Annotated in this window: 17 protein-coding genes; 8 read left to right on the forward strand and 9 right to left on the reverse strand. The window is 51.1% G+C overall.

Annotation, left to right across the window (positions count from 1 at the left end; genetic code table 11):
* Window positions 1-85 precede the first annotated feature (85 nt).
* The 3 genes from NQH49_RS22710 to NQH49_RS22720 all read left to right on the forward strand — a co-directional run bounded on the left by NQH49_RS22710 (window position 86) and on the right by NQH49_RS22720 (window position 3524).
* A complete protein-coding gene (locus NQH49_RS22710; protein ID WP_256698994.1) occupies window positions 86-1321 on the forward strand; it encodes an oligosaccharide flippase family protein in 1236 nt (411 codons plus the stop codon).
* Between the two features lie 5 nt (window positions 1322-1326).
* Window positions 1327-2196 carry an ATP-grasp fold amidoligase family protein gene (locus NQH49_RS22715; RefSeq protein WP_256698995.1) on the forward strand — a complete coding sequence of 290 codons (870 nt, stop codon included), beginning with the start codon at window positions 1327-1329 and terminating at the stop codon, window positions 2194-2196.
* 248 nt (window positions 2197-2444) lie between these two features.
* Window positions 2445-3524: a mechanosensitive ion channel family protein gene (locus NQH49_RS22720; RefSeq protein ID WP_256699159.1), complete on the forward strand. Its 1080-nt coding sequence runs from the start codon at window positions 2445-2447 to the stop codon at window positions 3522-3524.
* Here the strand turns inward: NQH49_RS22720 and NQH49_RS22725 are convergent.
* Window positions 3514-4053, reverse strand: coding sequence for a GNAT family N-acetyltransferase (locus NQH49_RS22725; RefSeq protein WP_256698996.1), 540 nt, complete (start codon window positions 4051-4053; stop codon window positions 3514-3516). The genes NQH49_RS22720 and NQH49_RS22725 overlap by 11 nt on opposite strands.
* A gap of 175 nt (window positions 4054-4228) precedes the next feature.
* On the opposite strand from NQH49_RS22725, the gene NQH49_RS22730 reads away from it, so the two are divergent.
* Window positions 4229-4690, forward strand: coding sequence for an OsmC family protein (locus NQH49_RS22730; protein WP_154156670.1), 462 nt, complete (start codon window positions 4229-4231; stop codon window positions 4688-4690).
* Between the two features lies 1 nt (window position 4691).
* On the opposite strand, the gene NQH49_RS22735 is transcribed toward NQH49_RS22730, so the two are convergent.
* The 3 genes from NQH49_RS22735 to NQH49_RS22745 all read right to left on the reverse strand — a co-directional run bounded on the left by NQH49_RS22735 (window position 4692) and on the right by NQH49_RS22745 (window position 8844).
* Window positions 4692-5768: a diguanylate cyclase gene (locus NQH49_RS22735; protein ID WP_256698997.1), complete on the reverse strand. Its 1077-nt coding sequence runs from the start codon at window positions 5766-5768 to the stop codon at window positions 4692-4694.
* A gap of 172 nt (window positions 5769-5940) precedes the next feature.
* Window positions 5941-7776 (reverse strand): methyl-accepting chemotaxis protein, encoded by a 1836-nt coding sequence (locus tag NQH49_RS22740; protein WP_256698998.1) that lies wholly within the window; start codon window positions 7774-7776, stop codon window positions 5941-5943.
* A 150-nt stretch (window positions 7777-7926) separates the two neighbouring features.
* Window positions 7927-8844: a LysR family transcriptional regulator gene (locus tag NQH49_RS22745; RefSeq protein WP_256698999.1), complete on the reverse strand. Its 918-nt coding sequence runs from the start codon at window positions 8842-8844 to the stop codon at window positions 7927-7929.
* A 110-nt stretch (window positions 8845-8954) separates the two neighbouring features.
* Between NQH49_RS22745 and NQH49_RS22750 the strand changes: the two genes are divergently transcribed.
* Window positions 8955-9395: an ester cyclase gene (locus NQH49_RS22750; protein WP_256699000.1), complete on the forward strand. Its 441-nt coding sequence runs from the start codon at window positions 8955-8957 to the stop codon at window positions 9393-9395.
* Window positions 9396-9697: 302 nt separating this feature from the next.
* Here NQH49_RS22750 and NQH49_RS22755 read toward each other — a convergent pair whose 3' ends face one another.
* Window positions 9698-10747: an NAD(P)-dependent alcohol dehydrogenase gene (locus NQH49_RS22755; protein WP_256699001.1), complete on the reverse strand. Its 1050-nt coding sequence runs from the start codon at window positions 10745-10747 to the stop codon at window positions 9698-9700.
* Window positions 10748-10858: 111 nt separating this feature from the next.
* Here NQH49_RS22755 and NQH49_RS22760 point away from each other — a divergent pair, with 111 nt between their 5' ends.
* Entirely contained in the window at window positions 10859-11290 is a 432-nt protein-coding gene (locus tag NQH49_RS22760) for a winged helix-turn-helix transcriptional regulator (RefSeq protein ID WP_256699002.1), read from the forward strand.
* Here NQH49_RS22760 and NQH49_RS22765 read toward each other — a convergent pair.
* Window positions 11232-12056 carry a helix-turn-helix transcriptional regulator gene (locus NQH49_RS22765; RefSeq protein ID WP_256699004.1) on the reverse strand — a complete coding sequence of 275 codons (825 nt, stop codon included), beginning with the start codon at window positions 12054-12056 and terminating at the stop codon, window positions 11232-11234. The genes NQH49_RS22760 and NQH49_RS22765 overlap by 59 nt on opposite strands.
* Before the next feature lie 103 nt (window positions 12057-12159).
* On the opposite strand from NQH49_RS22765, the gene NQH49_RS22770 reads away from it, so the two are divergent.
* Window positions 12160-13047: an SDR family oxidoreductase gene (locus tag NQH49_RS22770; protein ID WP_256699005.1), complete on the forward strand. Its 888-nt coding sequence runs from the start codon at window positions 12160-12162 to the stop codon at window positions 13045-13047.
* Window positions 13048-13107: 60 nt separating this feature from the next.
* Here NQH49_RS22770 and NQH49_RS22775 read toward each other — a convergent pair whose 3' ends face one another.
* Window positions 13108-13929, reverse strand: a complete 822-nt coding sequence (locus NQH49_RS22775) for a Cof-type HAD-IIB family hydrolase (RefSeq protein ID WP_256699006.1) — start codon at window positions 13927-13929, stop codon at window positions 13108-13110.
* A gap of 122 nt (window positions 13930-14051) precedes the next feature.
* A complete protein-coding gene (locus NQH49_RS22780) occupies window positions 14052-14690 on the reverse strand; it encodes a TetR/AcrR family transcriptional regulator (protein ID WP_256699007.1) in 639 nt (212 codons plus the stop codon).
* A 91-nt stretch (window positions 14691-14781) separates the two neighbouring features.
* Here NQH49_RS22780 and NQH49_RS22785 point away from each other — a divergent pair, with 91 nt between their 5' ends.
* On the forward strand, window positions 14782-15450 hold the full coding sequence (locus NQH49_RS22785) for an O-methyltransferase (protein WP_256699008.1): 669 nt from the start codon (window positions 14782-14784) through the stop codon (window positions 15448-15450).
* A gap of 34 nt (window positions 15451-15484) precedes the next feature.
* On the opposite strand, the gene zigA is transcribed toward NQH49_RS22785, so the two are convergent.
* The gene (gene zigA / locus NQH49_RS22790; protein ID WP_256699009.1) at window positions 15485-16705 is read right to left on the reverse strand and encodes a zinc metallochaperone GTPase ZigA; all 1221 of its coding nucleotides are present in this window, start codon (window positions 16703-16705) and stop codon (window positions 15485-15487) included.
* Window positions 16706-16840: the final 135 nt, after the last annotated feature.

Raw genomic sequence — 16840 nt, forward strand, 5'->3', positions numbered from 1 at the left:
CATATAGCAAAAAAGTTTCATATTGGGATGATTCATTACACGCGTTGAACATCATCAATACTGCTATAGATATGAGAAACGAGCAATGTACTCTAACTCAATATGGATCATGTTAGAAAAGTCGGTCAATATCATCGGGCTTATCTATATCAATGCACTGATGGCAAAATACATTGGCCCTGAAGACTTTGGTAAGATCAACATTTCGACTTCTCTATTTATATTTGTGCAAACGCTGTCGTGGTTTGGTGGTCAGAACATCCTGTTTAAGCGCATGAGTGAAAATACTAAGTCAGGAATTGCGTTAGCGATGCACACGCAAAATCAACGGCGTATTTTCTTCCTGCTGTCATCAAGCTCAGTGTTGATCTATCTCTATTTTTTCACCGACATCATTGTGTTTTTATTTGGTGTGGCCAACGGTATTGCTACGTACTATATCGTGATGGACTTCTTTTCCATCTACAATAACACCCAGTTAAAATCAAAAATCAACACCATCACTAATGTGATTGGCTTATCTGTTGCTCTGGTGATTCGGTTCTATATTTCACACTTTAAACTGCCAGTGTACTGCTTCACCCTGCCGATTATTCTCATCCCGCTGATACCTTACATCTTGCGTCTCCTCTATTTTAACTACACCACAAAAGTACACAACAATCGTAAGGGCGCCGGTGTGTATAACCGGCATATGCTGTTTACCGGAGGAGCGCTGATTCTGTCGAGTCTATCTGCGGACATCTACACGCAGATATCGAGTATTTTTCTGGCAAAAATTCTCTCTTACTCAAACCTGGGCGTTTATAGCGTCGCGTTAACCATAGGAGGTGCCTGGTCATTTATCGTGCTGGCATTAATAACAAGCTTCTTCTCAAAGATCTACAGCGAAAAAGATCAAATCACCGTTGAAATGCTGCTGATTAAAATCAATCGCATTGTCATCCTGTTTTCGCTTATTGCCTTAGGTGGATTCTATATTTTTGGTGCTTACTTTATCCATTTATTGTATGGCGATAAGTATATGGATTCGGTAAATATCATTCCCATTATTATCATTGGCACGATGTTCTCTGCATTAGGCACAATTTGTTATCGCTATATGATAAAAGAGTCCGGATACAGTTACTTGGCTAAAAAGATGTTTTTATGCTGTGTCTTAACCATACCGCTATCCTGGCTAATGATTAATTCTTACGGGATTAATGGGGCTGCATACTGTTTTTTGATCGTTGAGATTTTGTCTTGCACTTTACTCAATTACTTTTTCAGAAATAAAACAATCATCAAAATGCATCTTAACATTTTCAAACTGAGATAATTTTAATGAAAATGATAAAACACACAGTCAAATCCGCATTAAAAATCAGCGCTCACATGTACCCAGAATTTTGCGCAAAAACTCACTACTACATTAAGTTCAAGAAAAAGCTGAACTTAACCAACCCAATCAATTTCAATGAAAAAATTCAGTGGCTTAAATTTAATGAATTAAAAGGTGACATTTATACGTTGTGCGCAGATAAGTATAAGGTGCGGGAGTATGTTACAGCGAAAGGGTGTGGTGAAATACTTAACCAACTCTATGGCGTGTATGATGATCCGCAGGACATTGACTACCGCGCATTACCCGATAAGTTTGCCCTCAAGTGTAACCATGGCGCAGGCTATAACATCATTTGTGACAACAAAGCTTCACTGGACATTGATAAAACCAACAAGCAACTCAATAAGTGGTTGAAGCAGGATTTCTCATCCCATTTCATTGAACCGCAGTATAAGAAAATAGACCGAAAAATATTATGCGAAAAATATATTGAGAATGAGCGCGGAGGTTTTCCAGAGGATTACAAATTTTACTGTTTCAATGGAAAACCTTATGCGGTGATGGTTTGCATGGAGCGAGAAAACGGCAAACCTAAGTTCTATTATTTTGACATGAACTGGAACCCGCTTCCCTTTGAAGATACTGTTGAATTAATCAATGCCAACAGTTATCCGGAAATGCCCGAAGGTTTCCCTGAAATGAAAGAATATGCGGTTAAACTGGCATCGGATTTTAAATTTGTCCGCGCTGATTTTTACCTTCTCAATGGTAACGTTATTTTTGGTGAATTGACCTTCACACCGTCTGCCGGGCTCGATGTTACGTTGCAGGAAGCCGATGCTATTTTGGGCAGTCAGCTAAAGTTATAGCGTTGAAAGTGACTGATTTGCCAGTTTTCACAATAGGTGCGCATGAATGCGCACCCTACAAAATCCCCGCCAATCCATCGTAGGGTCGCCATAAATGGCGACCGATGCCCACCTGACAACCAAGCCTGCCACAGCGTCTATACTGATAAGCGTAAAGAAATAATCTGCAGATAACCGATTAAAGAATGGTTACTGAATTTTTAACTTATCTGACAACCTTGGTTGTTGGCTTAATAAAAGGGAAAGTAATGCCATTATTATTTGATGAGTTATCGGGTGCGCCAACTTGGGTGCCTGCTGTGTTACTTGTCACGCTCTCACTCGCAGTGGGTTTTCTGGCGCGATTTATCCTGCTCAGGTTTATTCGCTACTGGCAGAATCGTGACAGAAAACTATTCAAATCACTGGAAAAGCATCTGCGTGGTTCGATGTTTCTGTTTATACCTTTGCTGTTAATCAGTACAGGGCTTAATTCTGTTAATATCCAGCCTGGCTCCCTGAGCTTTATCACGACCACCATTAATATATTTATTATTCTATCCTTCTGCTCTGTGATAATTCGATTGATTAACGTGGCGCAGGATATGCTGTTCATTCGCTATGATATTAATCTCTCAAATAACCTTCGCGCGCGAAAAATCCGCACGCAGATAATGTATGTGAAAAAAGTCGCAATCGTCGTACTGGTGACGTTGTGTCTTTCACTGATTCTCCTTAGTTTCCCTGGCGTGCGAAAATTCGGCACCACCATTCTCGCCGGTGCTGGCGTTGCCGGTATTATCATTGGCTTTGCGCTGCAGAAGTCGCTGGTTAACTTGTTTGCCGGTATTCAGATTGCCTTTACGCAACCCATAAAAATTGATGATGCCGTGGTAGTGGAAAATGAATGGGGCTGGATTGAAGAGATCAACCTGACGTATGTGGTGGTGCGTATCTGGGACCTGCGCCGTCTGGTTCTGCCCATTACCTACTTTACCGAAAATGCCTTCCAGAACTGGACGCGCAATAACGCCCAAATATTAGGCTCGGTTTTTCTCTACCTCGATTATTCCATGCCATTAGATCCTCTGCGCAAGCATTTTGAAAAAGTCCTTAGTGAAACCAAACTTTGGGATCAACAAACTCAGGTGCTCCAGGTTACGGATACGACGGACAAAACCATGACGATACGTATGTTGATGACGGCACAAAACTCCCCCACCGCCTGGGATTTACGCTGTTATGTGCGGGAAAAGATGATTGAGTTTATTCAACAAAATTATCCGCAGAGTCTTCCTCATGTGCGGGCGACATTGAGTGAGACGGGGATTCGAGAAGCTAGTCACTGAGGCTGTTGTGACAAATCTTATACAGCACATGCTCAGCAAGATCATGCTCAGCAGGTAATGCGGGATGGAGAAATGTTGCTTGTTTCTGCATTCCCAATCGCTTCATCAAATTCTCAGATGGCGTGTTATGAATGCTGGTGAACGAAACGATCTCACGAAGATGCAAAACATTAAAAGCATAATCTAGTGATGCTTCGGCAGCTTCCTGGGCAATTCCCTGCCCCCAGAAATTTTTATTGATACGCCAGCCAATTTCGGTGCAGGGCGAAAAGTCGAAGCGATCGGGTTGATGTGCTAACCCCACGCTCCCGACAAATTCGCCGGTGGCTTTCATCTCAACGGCCCAGAAACCCCAACCTTGGTTTAAAACTATCATTGCTCTGAATCTTAAAACGACGTTGTCGCTTTCCCGGCGACTCAATGCTTTTGGGAAATACTTCATTACCTCAGGATCGGCGTTAAGTTCGGCAAAGGGTAGTAAATCCTTTTCCTGCCATTGTCGGAGGATTAAACGGTCTGTCTCTAACATTATTAATTCACCCTAAAACGTTATCCAATTCCCTAAGTTTACCTGATAGCCTCCGCTGTAAACGCATTGCACGGACCATTTCCTTACATGAAATCGATATCACCGACCGCAGACATTGGAGCGGCGCTCCGTGATAGTCTGCTGAAGTTACGTTTATTCATAAGGAGCATCAGATATGGCAGCAAAGGAGCACCATTATCAGGTCACAGTGCGCTGGACCGGCAACCGTGGTAAAGGCACCGCATCTTATACCGCTTATGACCGCAACGCGGAACTGATTGCCGCTGGCAAAGAGACTGTAGCGCTGAGCGCCGATCCGGCGTTTCGCGGTGATGCGGCGCGCTGGAATCCGGAAGAGTTACTGCTGGCATCGGCCTCGGCTTGCCACAAATTGTGGTATCTGCATCTCTGTTCTGACGCAGGCATAGTGGTCGAAGCCTATGAAGATGCGGCGGAAGGGACAATGATTGAAGGTACGCGCGGCCGGTTTACCAATATCACGTTGAAACCGCGTATTGCGCTGCGCGATCCGGCGGACGCGGACCGCGCGCGTGAATTGCATCATCAGGCTCACGAAGCCTGCTTTATTGCTAACTCGCTTAACTTTCCGGTGAACTGCGAACCCGAGTTCGTGTGATTCAGGCCGCGCCGGCCAGCGACGGTTGCCACAAGCGCACGCCGTTGCGTCCGGCGCGTTTCACCTCATACAGCGCTTCATCGGCATGCCGCAGCCAGTGACGAATGGATTCTGCATGCGCTGCCGATGCAATACCAATACTCACCGAGCAACGAAACTCCGCCGACGCCGGTAAGCGCACCTGCGCGATCTTTTCCTGCAATCGTTGGGCCAGCGCCACTACCGATTCGTCGCTGGCACGATGCACAATCAGGCCCAGCTCATCGCCGCCAAAACGTGCCGGAATATCCTGCAATCCCACATGATTACGCAGCAGTGCGGAGATTTCTGCCAGCAGGAAATCCCCCGCCTCATGGCCCCACGTATCATTTACTGTTTTGAAATAATCGAGATCCATCAGCAGCAAATAACCGGTGCTATCGCCGCGACGCGTGCTGAGAAATTCGCTCTCCAGCCGACGCTCAAACAGGCGACGATTGGGAATTTCCAGGCCGGGATCCATCAGTGCTATACGTTCCAGTTCACGATTACGTTTGCGCAGTTGCCAGGTGAGATTGTACGACGTGACGCTGAGTACCAGCATGTAACAGGTCGCGAGCGGCAAGGTCAGCCAGACGGTTTGCGTACTGAATGTCAGGTTTACGCCTGCGCCATCCATCAGCCATACCATGACAAAGCCGCAAATAAATGCCTGCATCGCTGCAATTAACTGCGCGGCACCGCCAGCGGCATAACGATCCGAGGCCAACACCGCCATGATGACAAATGAAGGCAGCGGGCTCAGCGCCATTAGCGCCACCCAAATACCACCGAAGGCGGCGTCGAGGGTTAAATTATGCCGTTCGGTGGTGGTGGAATCTTCGGCCCGCAATGCGCGGCGATACGCCAACCACGGCCAGAGAAACGCATTCACAAATAACAGGGCGCTAAACGCCAGATCACGATCCATCTCCATCAGTACTGAGAGGATTGGGAAAAAACATAAAATCGTGCCGAGCTGACGCATGATAAACATGCGACGGACGAAGCGTTGGGAACGCCGCTTCAGGTGACTATCGTCAGGTGAGTAGTAGTTCATGCACGGGAAGTATCAGGACGACAAGAATTGCATTTTAACGGGAAACGTTATCCGTGGAGTGGAATATTTTAAGAATATTTACCTTGCGCTTCTGCAATCGCACAAAAAATGTCGCACCCTGATGAAAAGTGAGAAAATGGAAGCCGATGTTGATCGACTTCCACTGTGTTTTCTAATGTGCAGTACCCTGCAAGCGGAACTGCGCCACTAATCGCTCCAGCATCATCGCCTGCTCTTCCAGCGAATTCGCTGAATGCGAGGAGGCGCTGACCAGCGTGGCGTTCTGCTGCGTGGTGGTATCCAACTCGCCCACCGCACGGGCAATTTGCTCGATGCCGCGGCTCTGTTCATCCGACGCTGCTGAAATCTCTTCCATAATTTCATTTACGCGCGCGATGCTGCCGAGGATCTGATCCATGGTTTCACCGGCGCGCGCCACCTGCTGATGGCCATTGCTAATACGTCCCACCGATTCACTGATCAACTGCTCGATGTCTTTGGCCGCACCGGCACTGCGCTGTGCCAGATTGCGCACTTCGCTGGCAACCACGGCGAAACCACGTCCCTGCTCACCGGCTCGTGCCGCTTCCACCGCCGCGTTCAGCGCGAGGATATTGGTCTGGAAGGCGATGCTATTAATGACGGCGGTGATATCGGCGATCTTTTTCGAGCTGTCTGAAATTTCGCCCATGGTGTTCACCACATCACGCACCGCGATGCCGCCTTTGTTGGCGTTATGTGACGCTTCCGCCGCAATCTGACTCGCCTGACGCGCATTGGCGGCGTTGTTTTTCACTGTGGCAGTGAGCTGCTCCATGCTGGCAGCGGTTTCCACCACCGCCGCCGCTTGTTGCTCGGTGCGTGAGGATAAATCGAGGTTACCCTGGTTAATCGCGCTGGCCGCCTGCGACACGCTGCTGACGCTGCTCAGCACATCGCCAATCATGCTGCGCAGCCGTTCGTTCATGCGTCCCATCGCCGACGTCAGCTTGCCGAGTTCATCATGGCGATCGGTGGCAAATTGCGAACTGAGATCGCCATTGGCGATGCGCTCCGCCAATTCCAGGTTATGGAATACCGGACGCGTAATTTGACGAATGATGTACCACGCCACCAGCACGCCGAACAGAATCGCCAGACCACCAATCAGCAGTGAAATCGCCGCCGATCCGTTCGCCAGTTCATCGTTGCGCGCTTTGACGATGGTGATGATCTGTTTGATCGCCGCACTGCTTTTATCGCCCGCCCCTTTGACAGTATCTTCCGCCGTACGCAGCTGACCGTAGGCATCCGCCGCTTGCAGGCTGAGGCTTTTGAATTTCTCGGTGTCCTGCCACAACGCGGTAAATTCGCCCTGCTGTTCCGGGGGCAACTGCGCCAGGAGCGCTTTCATGCCCTGATCCGCCTGCTGAAAATGGTTCTCCAACGTTTTACGCAGCGCATCACTAACGTTAAAACGCAGCGCCCAGGCTTCTTCACGCACGTTGCTAATGGCGAACAGCTGCTCGTAAATTTGGTTGGTGAGTTCAGGATTGGTAACGGGGGTGCGAATCAGTTGAGTGTAGCGCGAGGTCATGTCTTGCTGGCTTAAGGAATCCAGCTGTGAGCGTAGGCTACTGAGTTGCTGCGTGGCTTGCGTCATGGCGCGAATGCTGTTCTGGAAGCTGGCGAGGTGTATACCCAACTCATCCACCCGCGCTCTGGCGCCATCCGACCATGAAAGCTGTTTCGCTTCCCCGGTGAGCTGCTGCGCATGCGTGACGTAGTTCGCCATCACCTGGCCGGATTTGTCATCGCCATACAGATATTTGAGGCGGTTAATTTTGGCCTGGAACACTTCGATGTTGATGTCATAAATCAGATTCGTTTTCTGATAGATGTCATGGATAGCGTTGAAGCGCTGCACACTCAATCCGGTTGCCAGTGCCACTAACAACAGCACGATGCCGAATCCTGCCGACAGTTTACGCGTGATGCGCACATTACGTAATCGGGATACCAGCCCCATGTTCCCTGCTCCTGCGATTGTTGTTTTTGTAAAGTTTGTAAGGGAGTTATCGGAGCGGTACGGGAAATGTTTATTCAGGATTGTGCAAAAAGTGATTGCAGGATGTGACGCGCCGCTGGAAATGTTGTCGTGATGTGCACGATAAAATTGTCAGGTTTGACAAGTGGCAGCAACATCGTTGATCACTTGTCGCAACCATTGATGAGCCGGATTTTGCTGATTGCGACGATGCCACAATAGATGGAAGGTTATGGATGGTAGTTCAATGGGTGGCGTAAATACGTTGATAAGCGTCTGATTTGCTGTGAGAGTTGCCACACGACTTAGCACGGTGGCGATATAATCGGTGCCAGGTAACAACGCCGGTACAGAAAACATTGTGGGTAACGTCAAGCCGATATCGCGTACCAGGTTGTGTTCTCGCAACTTTTGATCCACCAATCCATAATGATTGCCTTCCGGCGACACCAGAATATGACGCATTGCGACAAAAGATTTTAGGTCGATTCCCTTTTCTGCGACGTCATGGTGGCGTCCAATCATAGTGACAAAATCATCGGTTAATAGCGGATGAGAAAGTATCCGGTTTTCAGCCTTGGTCGGTGGCACGCCAATCGCAATATCAATTTTCCCGGCATCTAATAAGGCTACGGTTTCATCACGATCGGTAAAATAGCGCACATGAATACTGCAATTCGGCGCTAATAAAGCCAGTTTCTGCGTTAAAGAAGGCAAAAGTACGTGAAGTGGATATTCCGTCAATCCCAAGGTAAAGCTGCGCGCTTTTGTGGCAGGATCGAAAATCTGAGTTGGATTCATTAGGTTTTTCACCTGCCCTAACGCTTCAGCAACCGGCACGGCTATCTCTTGTGCTTTGGCTGTCGGCAGTAAGCCTTCGGCACTACGAATAAACAGCGGATCGTTAAATACGCGCCGTAAGCGAGATAAAGCTGCACTCATCGCCGGTTGGCTTACACCCACAATGGCGGCGGCTTTAGTGACATTACGCTCCAGCATCAACGCATTAAACGCCACCAGCAGGTTGAGGTCGAACCCATCAAAATTCATATTTTATATAATGCGGTATATTGGCCATTTGTTTGATTGATAGTGACAGATTCAGGAATACTGCTCAAGTCGGTGAGATGCACCGTTAATCATGATGCAAGGGATCCAATATGAATGTCACAACTGAACTCAATCACCGTCTTAAAGTAGAGCGTAAGGCGGTAGAAATGCTATACCGCGCCTTTAGTGATAAAAAACCGGATTTACTGGATTTAGCCGTAACCCAAGACTGGAATGATATTCCTTTAAGTCCGGGGCAAGGTCCGGGACCCGAAGGTTTCAAGCCGCTTCTGGCTAGTTTTATTAAGGCGTTTCCTGATATCAACATCATCGTGCACGATATGGTGCAAGAGCCAGGGAAGATTGCGGTGCGCGCCGAGATCACAGGCACGCATCTCGGCGAGTTTATGGGCATTGCGCCAACCGGACGTGGCATTAGCGTGCGTCTTCATGAATTTCATCTACTGGATGGTGAGCGCGTTACCACAACCTGGCATATGGAAGATTGGCTCGCGATGTTCCAGCAGTTGGGTCAGTTTCCACCGGCTTAATACGATGACTTCTCCGTACTGAATTTGCTCCTAATCTGGCCTTGTTAATAGGTAGAGTTTTAACTGTGATTGCAGGTAGCTATAACCAACTTAGTGCCTGATTAACCAAACCACAGCAGCGAGGCCAGAATTTACGGGAGAAATCATTACAGTATGTTGTAACTATATCACGTAACATTAGGGCACCGGCGAATTTCTATCCACAATGACGGGTAAAGTTCAGCGTCATCAGCATCTTATCGCGCCAGGCTCAGGCGATTTCAGGGTGAAATCGCCTGCAACCATGTGCAGGCGAATAACGTTTACCAGCGCGTCGCTTGCATATCGATAACGAAGCGGTACTTCACTTCGCCTTTTAACATACGAGCGAACGCGGTTTCGATCGCTTCACCGGCGATCAGTTCGATATCGGCAGTGATATTGTGCTTACCGCAGAAATCCAGCATCTCCTGGGTTTCCTGAATGCTGCCAATCGATGAACCGCTAATGCTCAAACGGCGATTCACCATCGGTGTGACGTTAGGAGACTGGTGCGGCTGCTCGGGAATACCGACAAGCACTAAGCGACCGTTGGTTTTCAGCGTGGCAAGGTAAGGATCGAGATCGTGCGGTGCTGAGACGCAGTCTACAATGAAATCCAATGAAGTTTGCGCGGCCGCCATCTGCGCCGCATCGCGTGAAACCACCACGCGCGACGCACCTAAGCGCAGCGCATCTTCACCTTTGGCCGGGGAAGTGGTGAACAGCGTGACTTCCGCGCCCATTGCACTCGCCAGTTTAACCGCCATATGACCTAATCCGCCCAAGCCGACCACGCCGACTTTATCTCCCGCTTTCACGTTAAAGTGACGCAGCGGCGACCACACCGTGACGCCCGCACACAACAGCGGCGCAACACCCGCTAACGGCAAAGTTTGGGGTACGGACACCACGAAGTGCTGATCGACCACGACGTTCTGTGCGTAGCCGCCCCACGTGCTGTCGCCGGTGTATTTATCGATGCCGTTGTAAGTTGCAACAAAGCCAGATTCACAATATTGCTCTTCTTTCTGCTGGCAGAAATGGCATTCGCGGCAGGAATCGACCATCACGCCCACACCCACGACATCACCCGCTTTGAAATTTGTTACGTCCGCGCCGGTTTCCACCACGCGTCCGACGATTTCATGTCCCGGTACCAGCGGATAGCGGCTGACCGCCCATTCGTTACGTGCCATATGCAGATCCGAATGGCACACGCCGCAGTACAGAATTTCAATTTTGACATCCTGCTGCTGCAGAGGGCGCAGTGCAATCTGACTGGAAGAGAGCGGTTTGGCCGCGTCGTGTGCGACTAATGCATTGATTTTCATAGTGCCTCCGAAATGAGCTGGCTTTGGCTAGCTGAAGGCGGCAGACTATAGTGAACATGGTGCAAAATTGATAGTAGTTACCTTTTGGTAACCATACAGGAGGCGAAAACGATGCCCGCGATGGTTGACGGAAAGCTGTTTTTTTATGCGGATTCGCCGCCGCGCCGGCTGATGGATCTGTTTTCGGTGAAATGGAGCAGCATGGTTCTGCACGCGCTGTATCACTGGCCGAACCATCGCGCACGCACTGGCGAGTTGCAGCGCAGCCTGCAGGGAATTTCGAAGAAGATGCTGTTTCAAACGCTGAAAGAGCTGGAGCAGCGCGGCCTGATTGCCCGTCACGTTTATGATGTGGTGCCGCCGAAAGTCGATTACCGCTTAACGCCGCTCGGGATGACGTTCGCGGCACCGATTGAGCAGATGTATCAATGGGGGCTGGAGAATCAGGCGGCGCTGGATGAGATGGAAGCCCACTATCGCGCCGCTACGGACGCGCCATCAGCCGCGCTACACAATCCCGATCGTGCTGCTGACGCGGATTAAACACCACCAGACTTAAACCCGGTTTGCCTTCAACCGCGAAGGTGCTGTATTCCAGCTCCAGCACACCTTCGTCGGGCAGCCACAGCTGTTTGATGCCTTCGCCATGCTGACTCACTTCCTGCGATTGCCACAGCTGGCGGAAGGTGTCGCTCATCTCGCACAGCTCATCCACCAGCGCGCGCACATGCTCGCTGGCGCCGGTTCGCGCCACATCCGCGCGGAAGTTGGCCACCATGCCGCGTGTCACTTTATGCCAGTCCGGCAGACGCTTTTTCATCTCCTCATTACGGAACATCATCAGCAGGATATTGCGCTGGGCAGGCGGCAGCTCGGCGTAATCGACAAACACTTTGGTCGCCGCACGGTTCCATGCCACCACTTGCCACTCTGCGGTTTTCACCAGCGCTGGCGTGTTCTCCATGCTGTCGAGTACGCGCTGTAGCGATGGCGAAACATCCACGCCCGCTTGCCATGTCACGCCCGGCAGACGATTTTGCGCCAGCAAAAACAGGTGATCGCGCTCGGCGGCGCTCAGCTCCAATGCGCGAGCTAGACGTTCCAGCACTTCTTCTGAGGGCGCGCCGCCTCTGCCCTGCTCCAGCCACGTATACCACGTGGTGCTGACACACGCGCGTACCGCCACTTCTTCCCGGCGCAGGCCCGGCGTGCGGCGGCGCAGCAAGGTGTAACCGAGTTTCGCCGCATCCAGCCGCTGGCGGCGTTCACGCAGATAGTTGCCGAGCACGTTGTCATCTTGCTGAGTCATGCCTTTATCCTGTTAGTGCGTATACCTGTATAAGCTCACGACTTTTCGCCGCGTCGCAGACTTTTATGATAGTGCTTCAACTTTGAAAAAGTGGAGCACCAATATGCGAATTTTTGTGACCGGGGCGAGCGGCTTTATCGGTTCCGCCATTGTGAAAAAATTGCAGGCACGCGGTTATCAGGTGCAAGGTCTTGCGCGTAGCGAGGCGTCCGCCGAAAAACTGCAGCAGCAAGGTGTGCAGGTGATTCGCGGCGATCTTGAAGATCTCGTCGGGCTGCGCAAGGCCGTTGAACAGAGCGACGGCGTGATCCATGCCGGTTATATTCACGATTTCAGCCACATGGATCATGCCGCCGAGGTCGACCAGCGTGCGATTCTGGCGATGGGTGACGTATTGGTAGGTTCAGATCGCCCGCTAATTGTCACCACCGGCACCGCGTTAGTGTCGCCAGGACGTCTCGCCACCGAACAAATCAGACCGGCAGCGGGCGCACATCCCCGCTCCAACTCTAACGTCGCCGCGCTGGCGTTGGCTGACAGCGGCGTGCGCGTGGCGCTGGTGCGCTTACCGCCAACCGTGCATGGCGCAGGCGATCACGGATTTATTCCGATGATCATCAATATGGCGAAGGAGAAAGGTGCGGCGGTATATGTCGGCGATGGCGAGAATCGCTGGCCTGCGGTACATCGCGATGATGCAGCTGAACTGTTTTGCCTGGCGGCCGAGCAGGCTGAGCCGGGTGCGATCCTGCATGCGGTGCAAGAGGAAGGTGTACCGTTCCGTCAGATCGCCGAAACTATCGGCGCCGGATTAGCGCTGCCGGTGAAAAGCCTGACGCTGGAAGAAGCCAAAGCGTGGTTAGGCTGGATGGCGTTCTTCGCCTCTACCGATAATCCGTCCTCCAGCGCGTGGACGCGTGAGAAGTTTAACTGGCAGCCGCGTGGGCCGGGATTACTGCAGGATATGCGTGAGGCGGGATATTTTAATTAATGGTCGCCATGAATGGCGCCTACGAAGTCAGGTGCGCATTTATGCGCACCTGGAAATTCATCAACCAAACGGCACTTCACGCGCCAGAATGCGGGCAATTACGTTAAGTGCGCCTTCGTCATTGTTGCTTTCAGTTCTGTAACGCGACACCGCGCTGACCGGCGCTGCGGCGTTCGCCATTGAGAAGCTGTAACACGCCTGACGCAGCATTTCGATGTCGTTGGCGCTGTCACCTACCGCCACCACTTCACAATCATCGATGCCCCATTTTTCCTGCAGCAGCGCGATGCCGTGCGCTTTGTGGCAGCCGGGAATGATCAAATCAACAAAACCAAAACCGCTGGAAACCGGATGCATGATGTTTTCAATCGCGCCCAGCTCCGCGTGCAAACGCTCCATCAAGGCATCAACGCCTTCGTGCGCCAGGTTCAGCGAGAACTTAAAGATGGTATCGTCGATGTCGTAGAGATTGTCGCGCTTTTCCAGACGATGGTAGTGATTCGCCAGCATGGCAATCACTTCGTCGGACATTGACGTGTGCACGTACGCGCCGTTGCGGCCACAGACTACGGTGCTGATGTCCGGTTCTTTAGCGAGAATATCGAGGATTTGATGCACACGTTCCTGCGCCAGTTCACCACAGAAGATCTCTTCATTGCTGTCAGAAACCCAGGCGCCGTTTTCCGCGACAAAAGCGATCTCATCTTTGATATCAGGAAAGTAGCGCAGCAACTGATAATACTGATTGCCGCTGGCGACCACGAAACGAATGCCCTTCTCTTTCAACAACGCATACTGACGCGCAAAGCGCTGCGTGTTGTACTGTTTGTTGTCATCGAGAAAAGTGCCATCCATATCCACCGCAATCATCTTCACTGCCATTTTGCTCTCCCGTTTGCTCATTCGGCTCTATAAAGGTTTTGTTAAGCTTACTCGCGGTGTGGATTATTGAGAATGTGAATAATGAGTTTGTTAACCGCTTTCAGAGATTTCCAGTCCATCTTTTACTGTAAATTGGCGCCTTTTTCCCTGATCCAGGCACAAAACATCTCCGCCATCTCTTGCGCGTAAGACTGAATCTGCGCTGGCGTGCGCGGCGATTCGGAAAAGTGTTTCCCAACATTGCCCAGCGTACTGTTCAATAAATCTGCGGCGCGCGCCCGTTCGCTCTCCTCTGACTGCGGTAATACTTCACACAGAAAATCACCAATGACGTTTTCACCTGCCGCGCGCGCTTCCTGCACTTCCGGCGCATCACGATACAGAGGTGCGGCGTCATTCAGCGCGGTGCGCATCGCCGCTTCTTCACATTCGGAATGTAAAAACGCCAGCGTGAGATCGTGCAGTCGCTGACGCGGTGTGTTGGCGGTATTACGCAGAATCGCGCCTAACAAATTGCCGGTGCGCTGCCATTCCTCGCTTTGCAATCTGAAAAGAATAGCCGCCTTATTGGGAAAATATTGATACAGCGATCCAATACTTACGCCGGCGCGTTCCGCCACCCGCGCCGTGGTGAAACGGGCGGCGCCTTCCAGCTCTAAAACCTGAGTAGCCGCTTGCAATATTGCGGAAACCAGCTCGCTGGAGCGCGCCTGCTTGGGCCTTTTTCTCTCTGAAATCTTAGTGTTACGTGGCTCAGCCATCATCATCCTCTGAACACGAATAGAGAAATGCGAATAATTCATCGTATTCTGTTGGCACAGCAAAATCCACTCGGTATGCCCGGAGAACAACATGAACACCTTAACTTCTGCGCCACTGGCGCCGCTGCTGAATTACCTGTTTGAGCTGGCCGATAATATGGCGCATCCAACCAACGATGCGTTCAGAACGATGTCTGACGCCGAACAACATCGCCTGCTGCAAAGTAAAACCGATTATCTGGAACTTTACGGACATTTGAAGGAAGTCCCGCTGGCGGTCTCGCGTGAAACCGGCAAGTTGCTGTATATGCTGGCGCGCAGCAGCCATGCCAAAACCATTGTTGAGTTTGGTACCTCGTTCGGCATTTCCACGCTGCATCTGGCAGCAGCGGTGCGCGATAACGGCGGCGGCAACATCATCACCTGCGAATTTGAGCCGGGGAAAGTGGCGTTAGCCCGTAACCATTTCGCCGATGCCGGCGTCAGCGATTTGATTGAGGTGCGCGTTGGCGATGCGTTGCAGACACTAAGCCGCGATTTACCAGCCACCATCGATATGCTGGTGCTCGACGGCGCAAAAGCGATTTACCCAGAGATTGTGACGCTGGTGCAGCCGTTTTTGCGTCCTGGCGCGCTAATTGTTGCCGACGATGCCGACTTCAGCCCGGAATATCTGGCGTTAGTGCACGACAGCCGAGGGTTTATGTCACTGCCGTTTAATGATGGGGTTGAGGTTTCGATGTGGTTGGGAGCAGCGTAATTGAGGAGGTCGCCATGAATGGCGACCCTACGAATTAATTAAACCATGGCTGGAAGGGATCGGGGAATTTTGCCCAATTATCGGGACCGAGCGCCATCTCCTCATCGGTTAACAGCGCCTGTTCCAGTGTGTTACGCAGCGCGGCTTCATCCATGTCGATACCGATAAACACCAGTTCCTGACGCGCGTCGCCGCTACCGTCAACCCAATTCTCTAAAATGTAGCCAAGGTTTTCCGCATCTTCCGGCCAGCGATCTTTGGGCACGCTGGCCCACCACATCCCGGCTAAACCCTGGCGTGACACGCCGCCCGCCTGCGACCATGAACCGGCATGGCGCGGACGGCTGGCGAGCCAGAAGTAGCCTTTAGAACGCACCACGCCGCGCATCTCGTTTTCAATCAGCTGGAAAAATCGCATCGGATGGAACGGGCGACGTGCGCGGAACACGAAGTTACGAATGCCATATTCTTCCGTTTCTGGCGTGTGTTCACCCCGCAACTCCTGCAGCCAGCCGGGCGCCTGTGCGGCGGCATCAAAATTAAACAAACCGGTATTGAGCACCTGATCCAGCCCGACTTTGCCGAATTCAGAGGTGATGATGTTGGCGCGCGGATTGAGCGACGTCAGAATCGCCATTAATCGCGCTTTTTCCGTTTCGTTAATCAGGTCGGTTTTGTTGAGGATCATAACATCGCAGAACTCGATTTGATCGACCAGCAAATCCACCACCGTGCGCTCATCCTCAGCGCCCAACGATTCTCCGCGCGACTGAATGCTTTCGTTCGATTCATAGTCGCGCAGGAAGTTAAAGCCATCGACCACCGTCACCATGGTATCGAGCGAGGCGACTTCAGACAGACTTTGCCCGTCTTCATCGGCGAAAGTGAAAGTCTCCGCCACCGGCAGCGGTTCAGAAATGCCGGTCGATTCGATCACCAGGTTATCGAAACGGCCATCCTTTGCCAAGCGATTCACCTCCAGCAGCAAATCTTCACGCAGCGTGCAGCAAATGCAGCCGTTACTCATTTCCACCAGCTTTTCGTCGGTGCGCGACAGCTCTGCCCCGCCCTCGCGCACCAGCGCGGCATCGATATTCACTTCCGACATATCATTGACGATCACCGCCACGCGACGGCCTTCGCGGTTATTAAGAATATGATTGAGCAGCGTGGTTTTACCGGCGCCGAGAAAGCCAGAAAGCACGGTGACGGGAAGTTTTTTAAAATCATGATGGCTTTGGGTTAATGCTGACATAGCAACTCCTCTGAATGACAACGTTCACAAGGCGTATGGGCATACGCATAGTGTTGGTTATGTTATAACATAACAATTAACGTTGTCATTGAGGAATGTTGATGGAGCGGATCGGTCGCCATAAATGGCGACCTT

The sequence above is a fragment of the Pantoea trifolii genome (assembly GCF_024506435.1).
Classification (GTDB): Bacteria; Pseudomonadota; Gammaproteobacteria; order Enterobacterales; family Enterobacteriaceae; genus Pantoea; species Pantoea trifolii.

What these genes read in the sequence shown, in the direction of transcription:
- NQH49_RS22710 (WP_256698994.1), top strand. Translation starts at nt 86, where the DNA reads ATGTACTCTAACTCAATATGGATCATGTTAGAAAAGTCGGTCAATATC.
- NQH49_RS22715 (WP_256698995.1), top strand. Translation starts at nt 1,327, where the DNA reads ATGAAAATGATAAAACACACAGTCAAATCCGCATTAAAAATCAGCGCT.
- NQH49_RS22720 (WP_256699159.1), top strand. Translation starts at nt 2,445, where the DNA reads ATGCCATTATTATTTGATGAGTTATCGGGTGCGCCAACTTGGGTGCCT.
- NQH49_RS22725 (WP_256698996.1), bottom strand. Translation starts at nt 4,053, where the DNA reads ATGTTAGAGACAGACCGTTTAATCCTCCGACAATGGCAGGAAAAGGAT.
- NQH49_RS22730 (WP_154156670.1), top strand. Translation starts at nt 4,229, where the DNA reads ATGGCAGCAAAGGAGCACCATTATCAGGTCACAGTGCGCTGGACCGGC.
- NQH49_RS22735 (WP_256698997.1), bottom strand. Translation starts at nt 5,768, where the DNA reads ATGAACTACTACTCACCTGACGATAGTCACCTGAAGCGGCGTTCCCAA.
- NQH49_RS22740 (WP_256698998.1), bottom strand. Translation starts at nt 7,776, where the DNA reads ATGGGGCTGGTATCCCGATTACGTAATGTGCGCATCACGCGTAAACTG.
- NQH49_RS22745 (WP_256698999.1), bottom strand. Translation starts at nt 8,844, where the DNA reads ATGAATTTTGATGGGTTCGACCTCAACCTGCTGGTGGCGTTTAATGCG.
- NQH49_RS22750 (WP_256699000.1), top strand. Translation starts at nt 8,955, where the DNA reads ATGAATGTCACAACTGAACTCAATCACCGTCTTAAAGTAGAGCGTAAG.
- NQH49_RS22755 (WP_256699001.1), bottom strand. Translation starts at nt 10,747, where the DNA reads ATGAAAATCAATGCATTAGTCGCACACGACGCGGCCAAACCGCTCTCT.
- NQH49_RS22760 (WP_256699002.1), top strand. Translation starts at nt 10,859, where the DNA reads ATGCCCGCGATGGTTGACGGAAAGCTGTTTTTTTATGCGGATTCGCCG.
- NQH49_RS22765 (WP_256699004.1), bottom strand. Translation starts at nt 12,056, where the DNA reads ATGACTCAGCAAGATGACAACGTGCTCGGCAACTATCTGCGTGAACGC.
- NQH49_RS22770 (WP_256699005.1), top strand. Translation starts at nt 12,160, where the DNA reads ATGCGAATTTTTGTGACCGGGGCGAGCGGCTTTATCGGTTCCGCCATT.
- NQH49_RS22775 (WP_256699006.1), bottom strand. Translation starts at nt 13,929, where the DNA reads ATGGCAGTGAAGATGATTGCGGTGGATATGGATGGCACTTTTCTCGAT.
- NQH49_RS22780 (WP_256699007.1), bottom strand. Translation starts at nt 14,690, where the DNA reads ATGGCTGAGCCACGTAACACTAAGATTTCAGAGAGAAAAAGGCCCAAG.
- NQH49_RS22785 (WP_256699008.1), top strand. Translation starts at nt 14,782, where the DNA reads ATGAACACCTTAACTTCTGCGCCACTGGCGCCGCTGCTGAATTACCTG.
- zigA (WP_256699009.1), bottom strand. Translation starts at nt 16,705, where the DNA reads ATGTCAGCATTAACCCAAAGCCATCATGATTTTAAAAAACTTCCCGTC.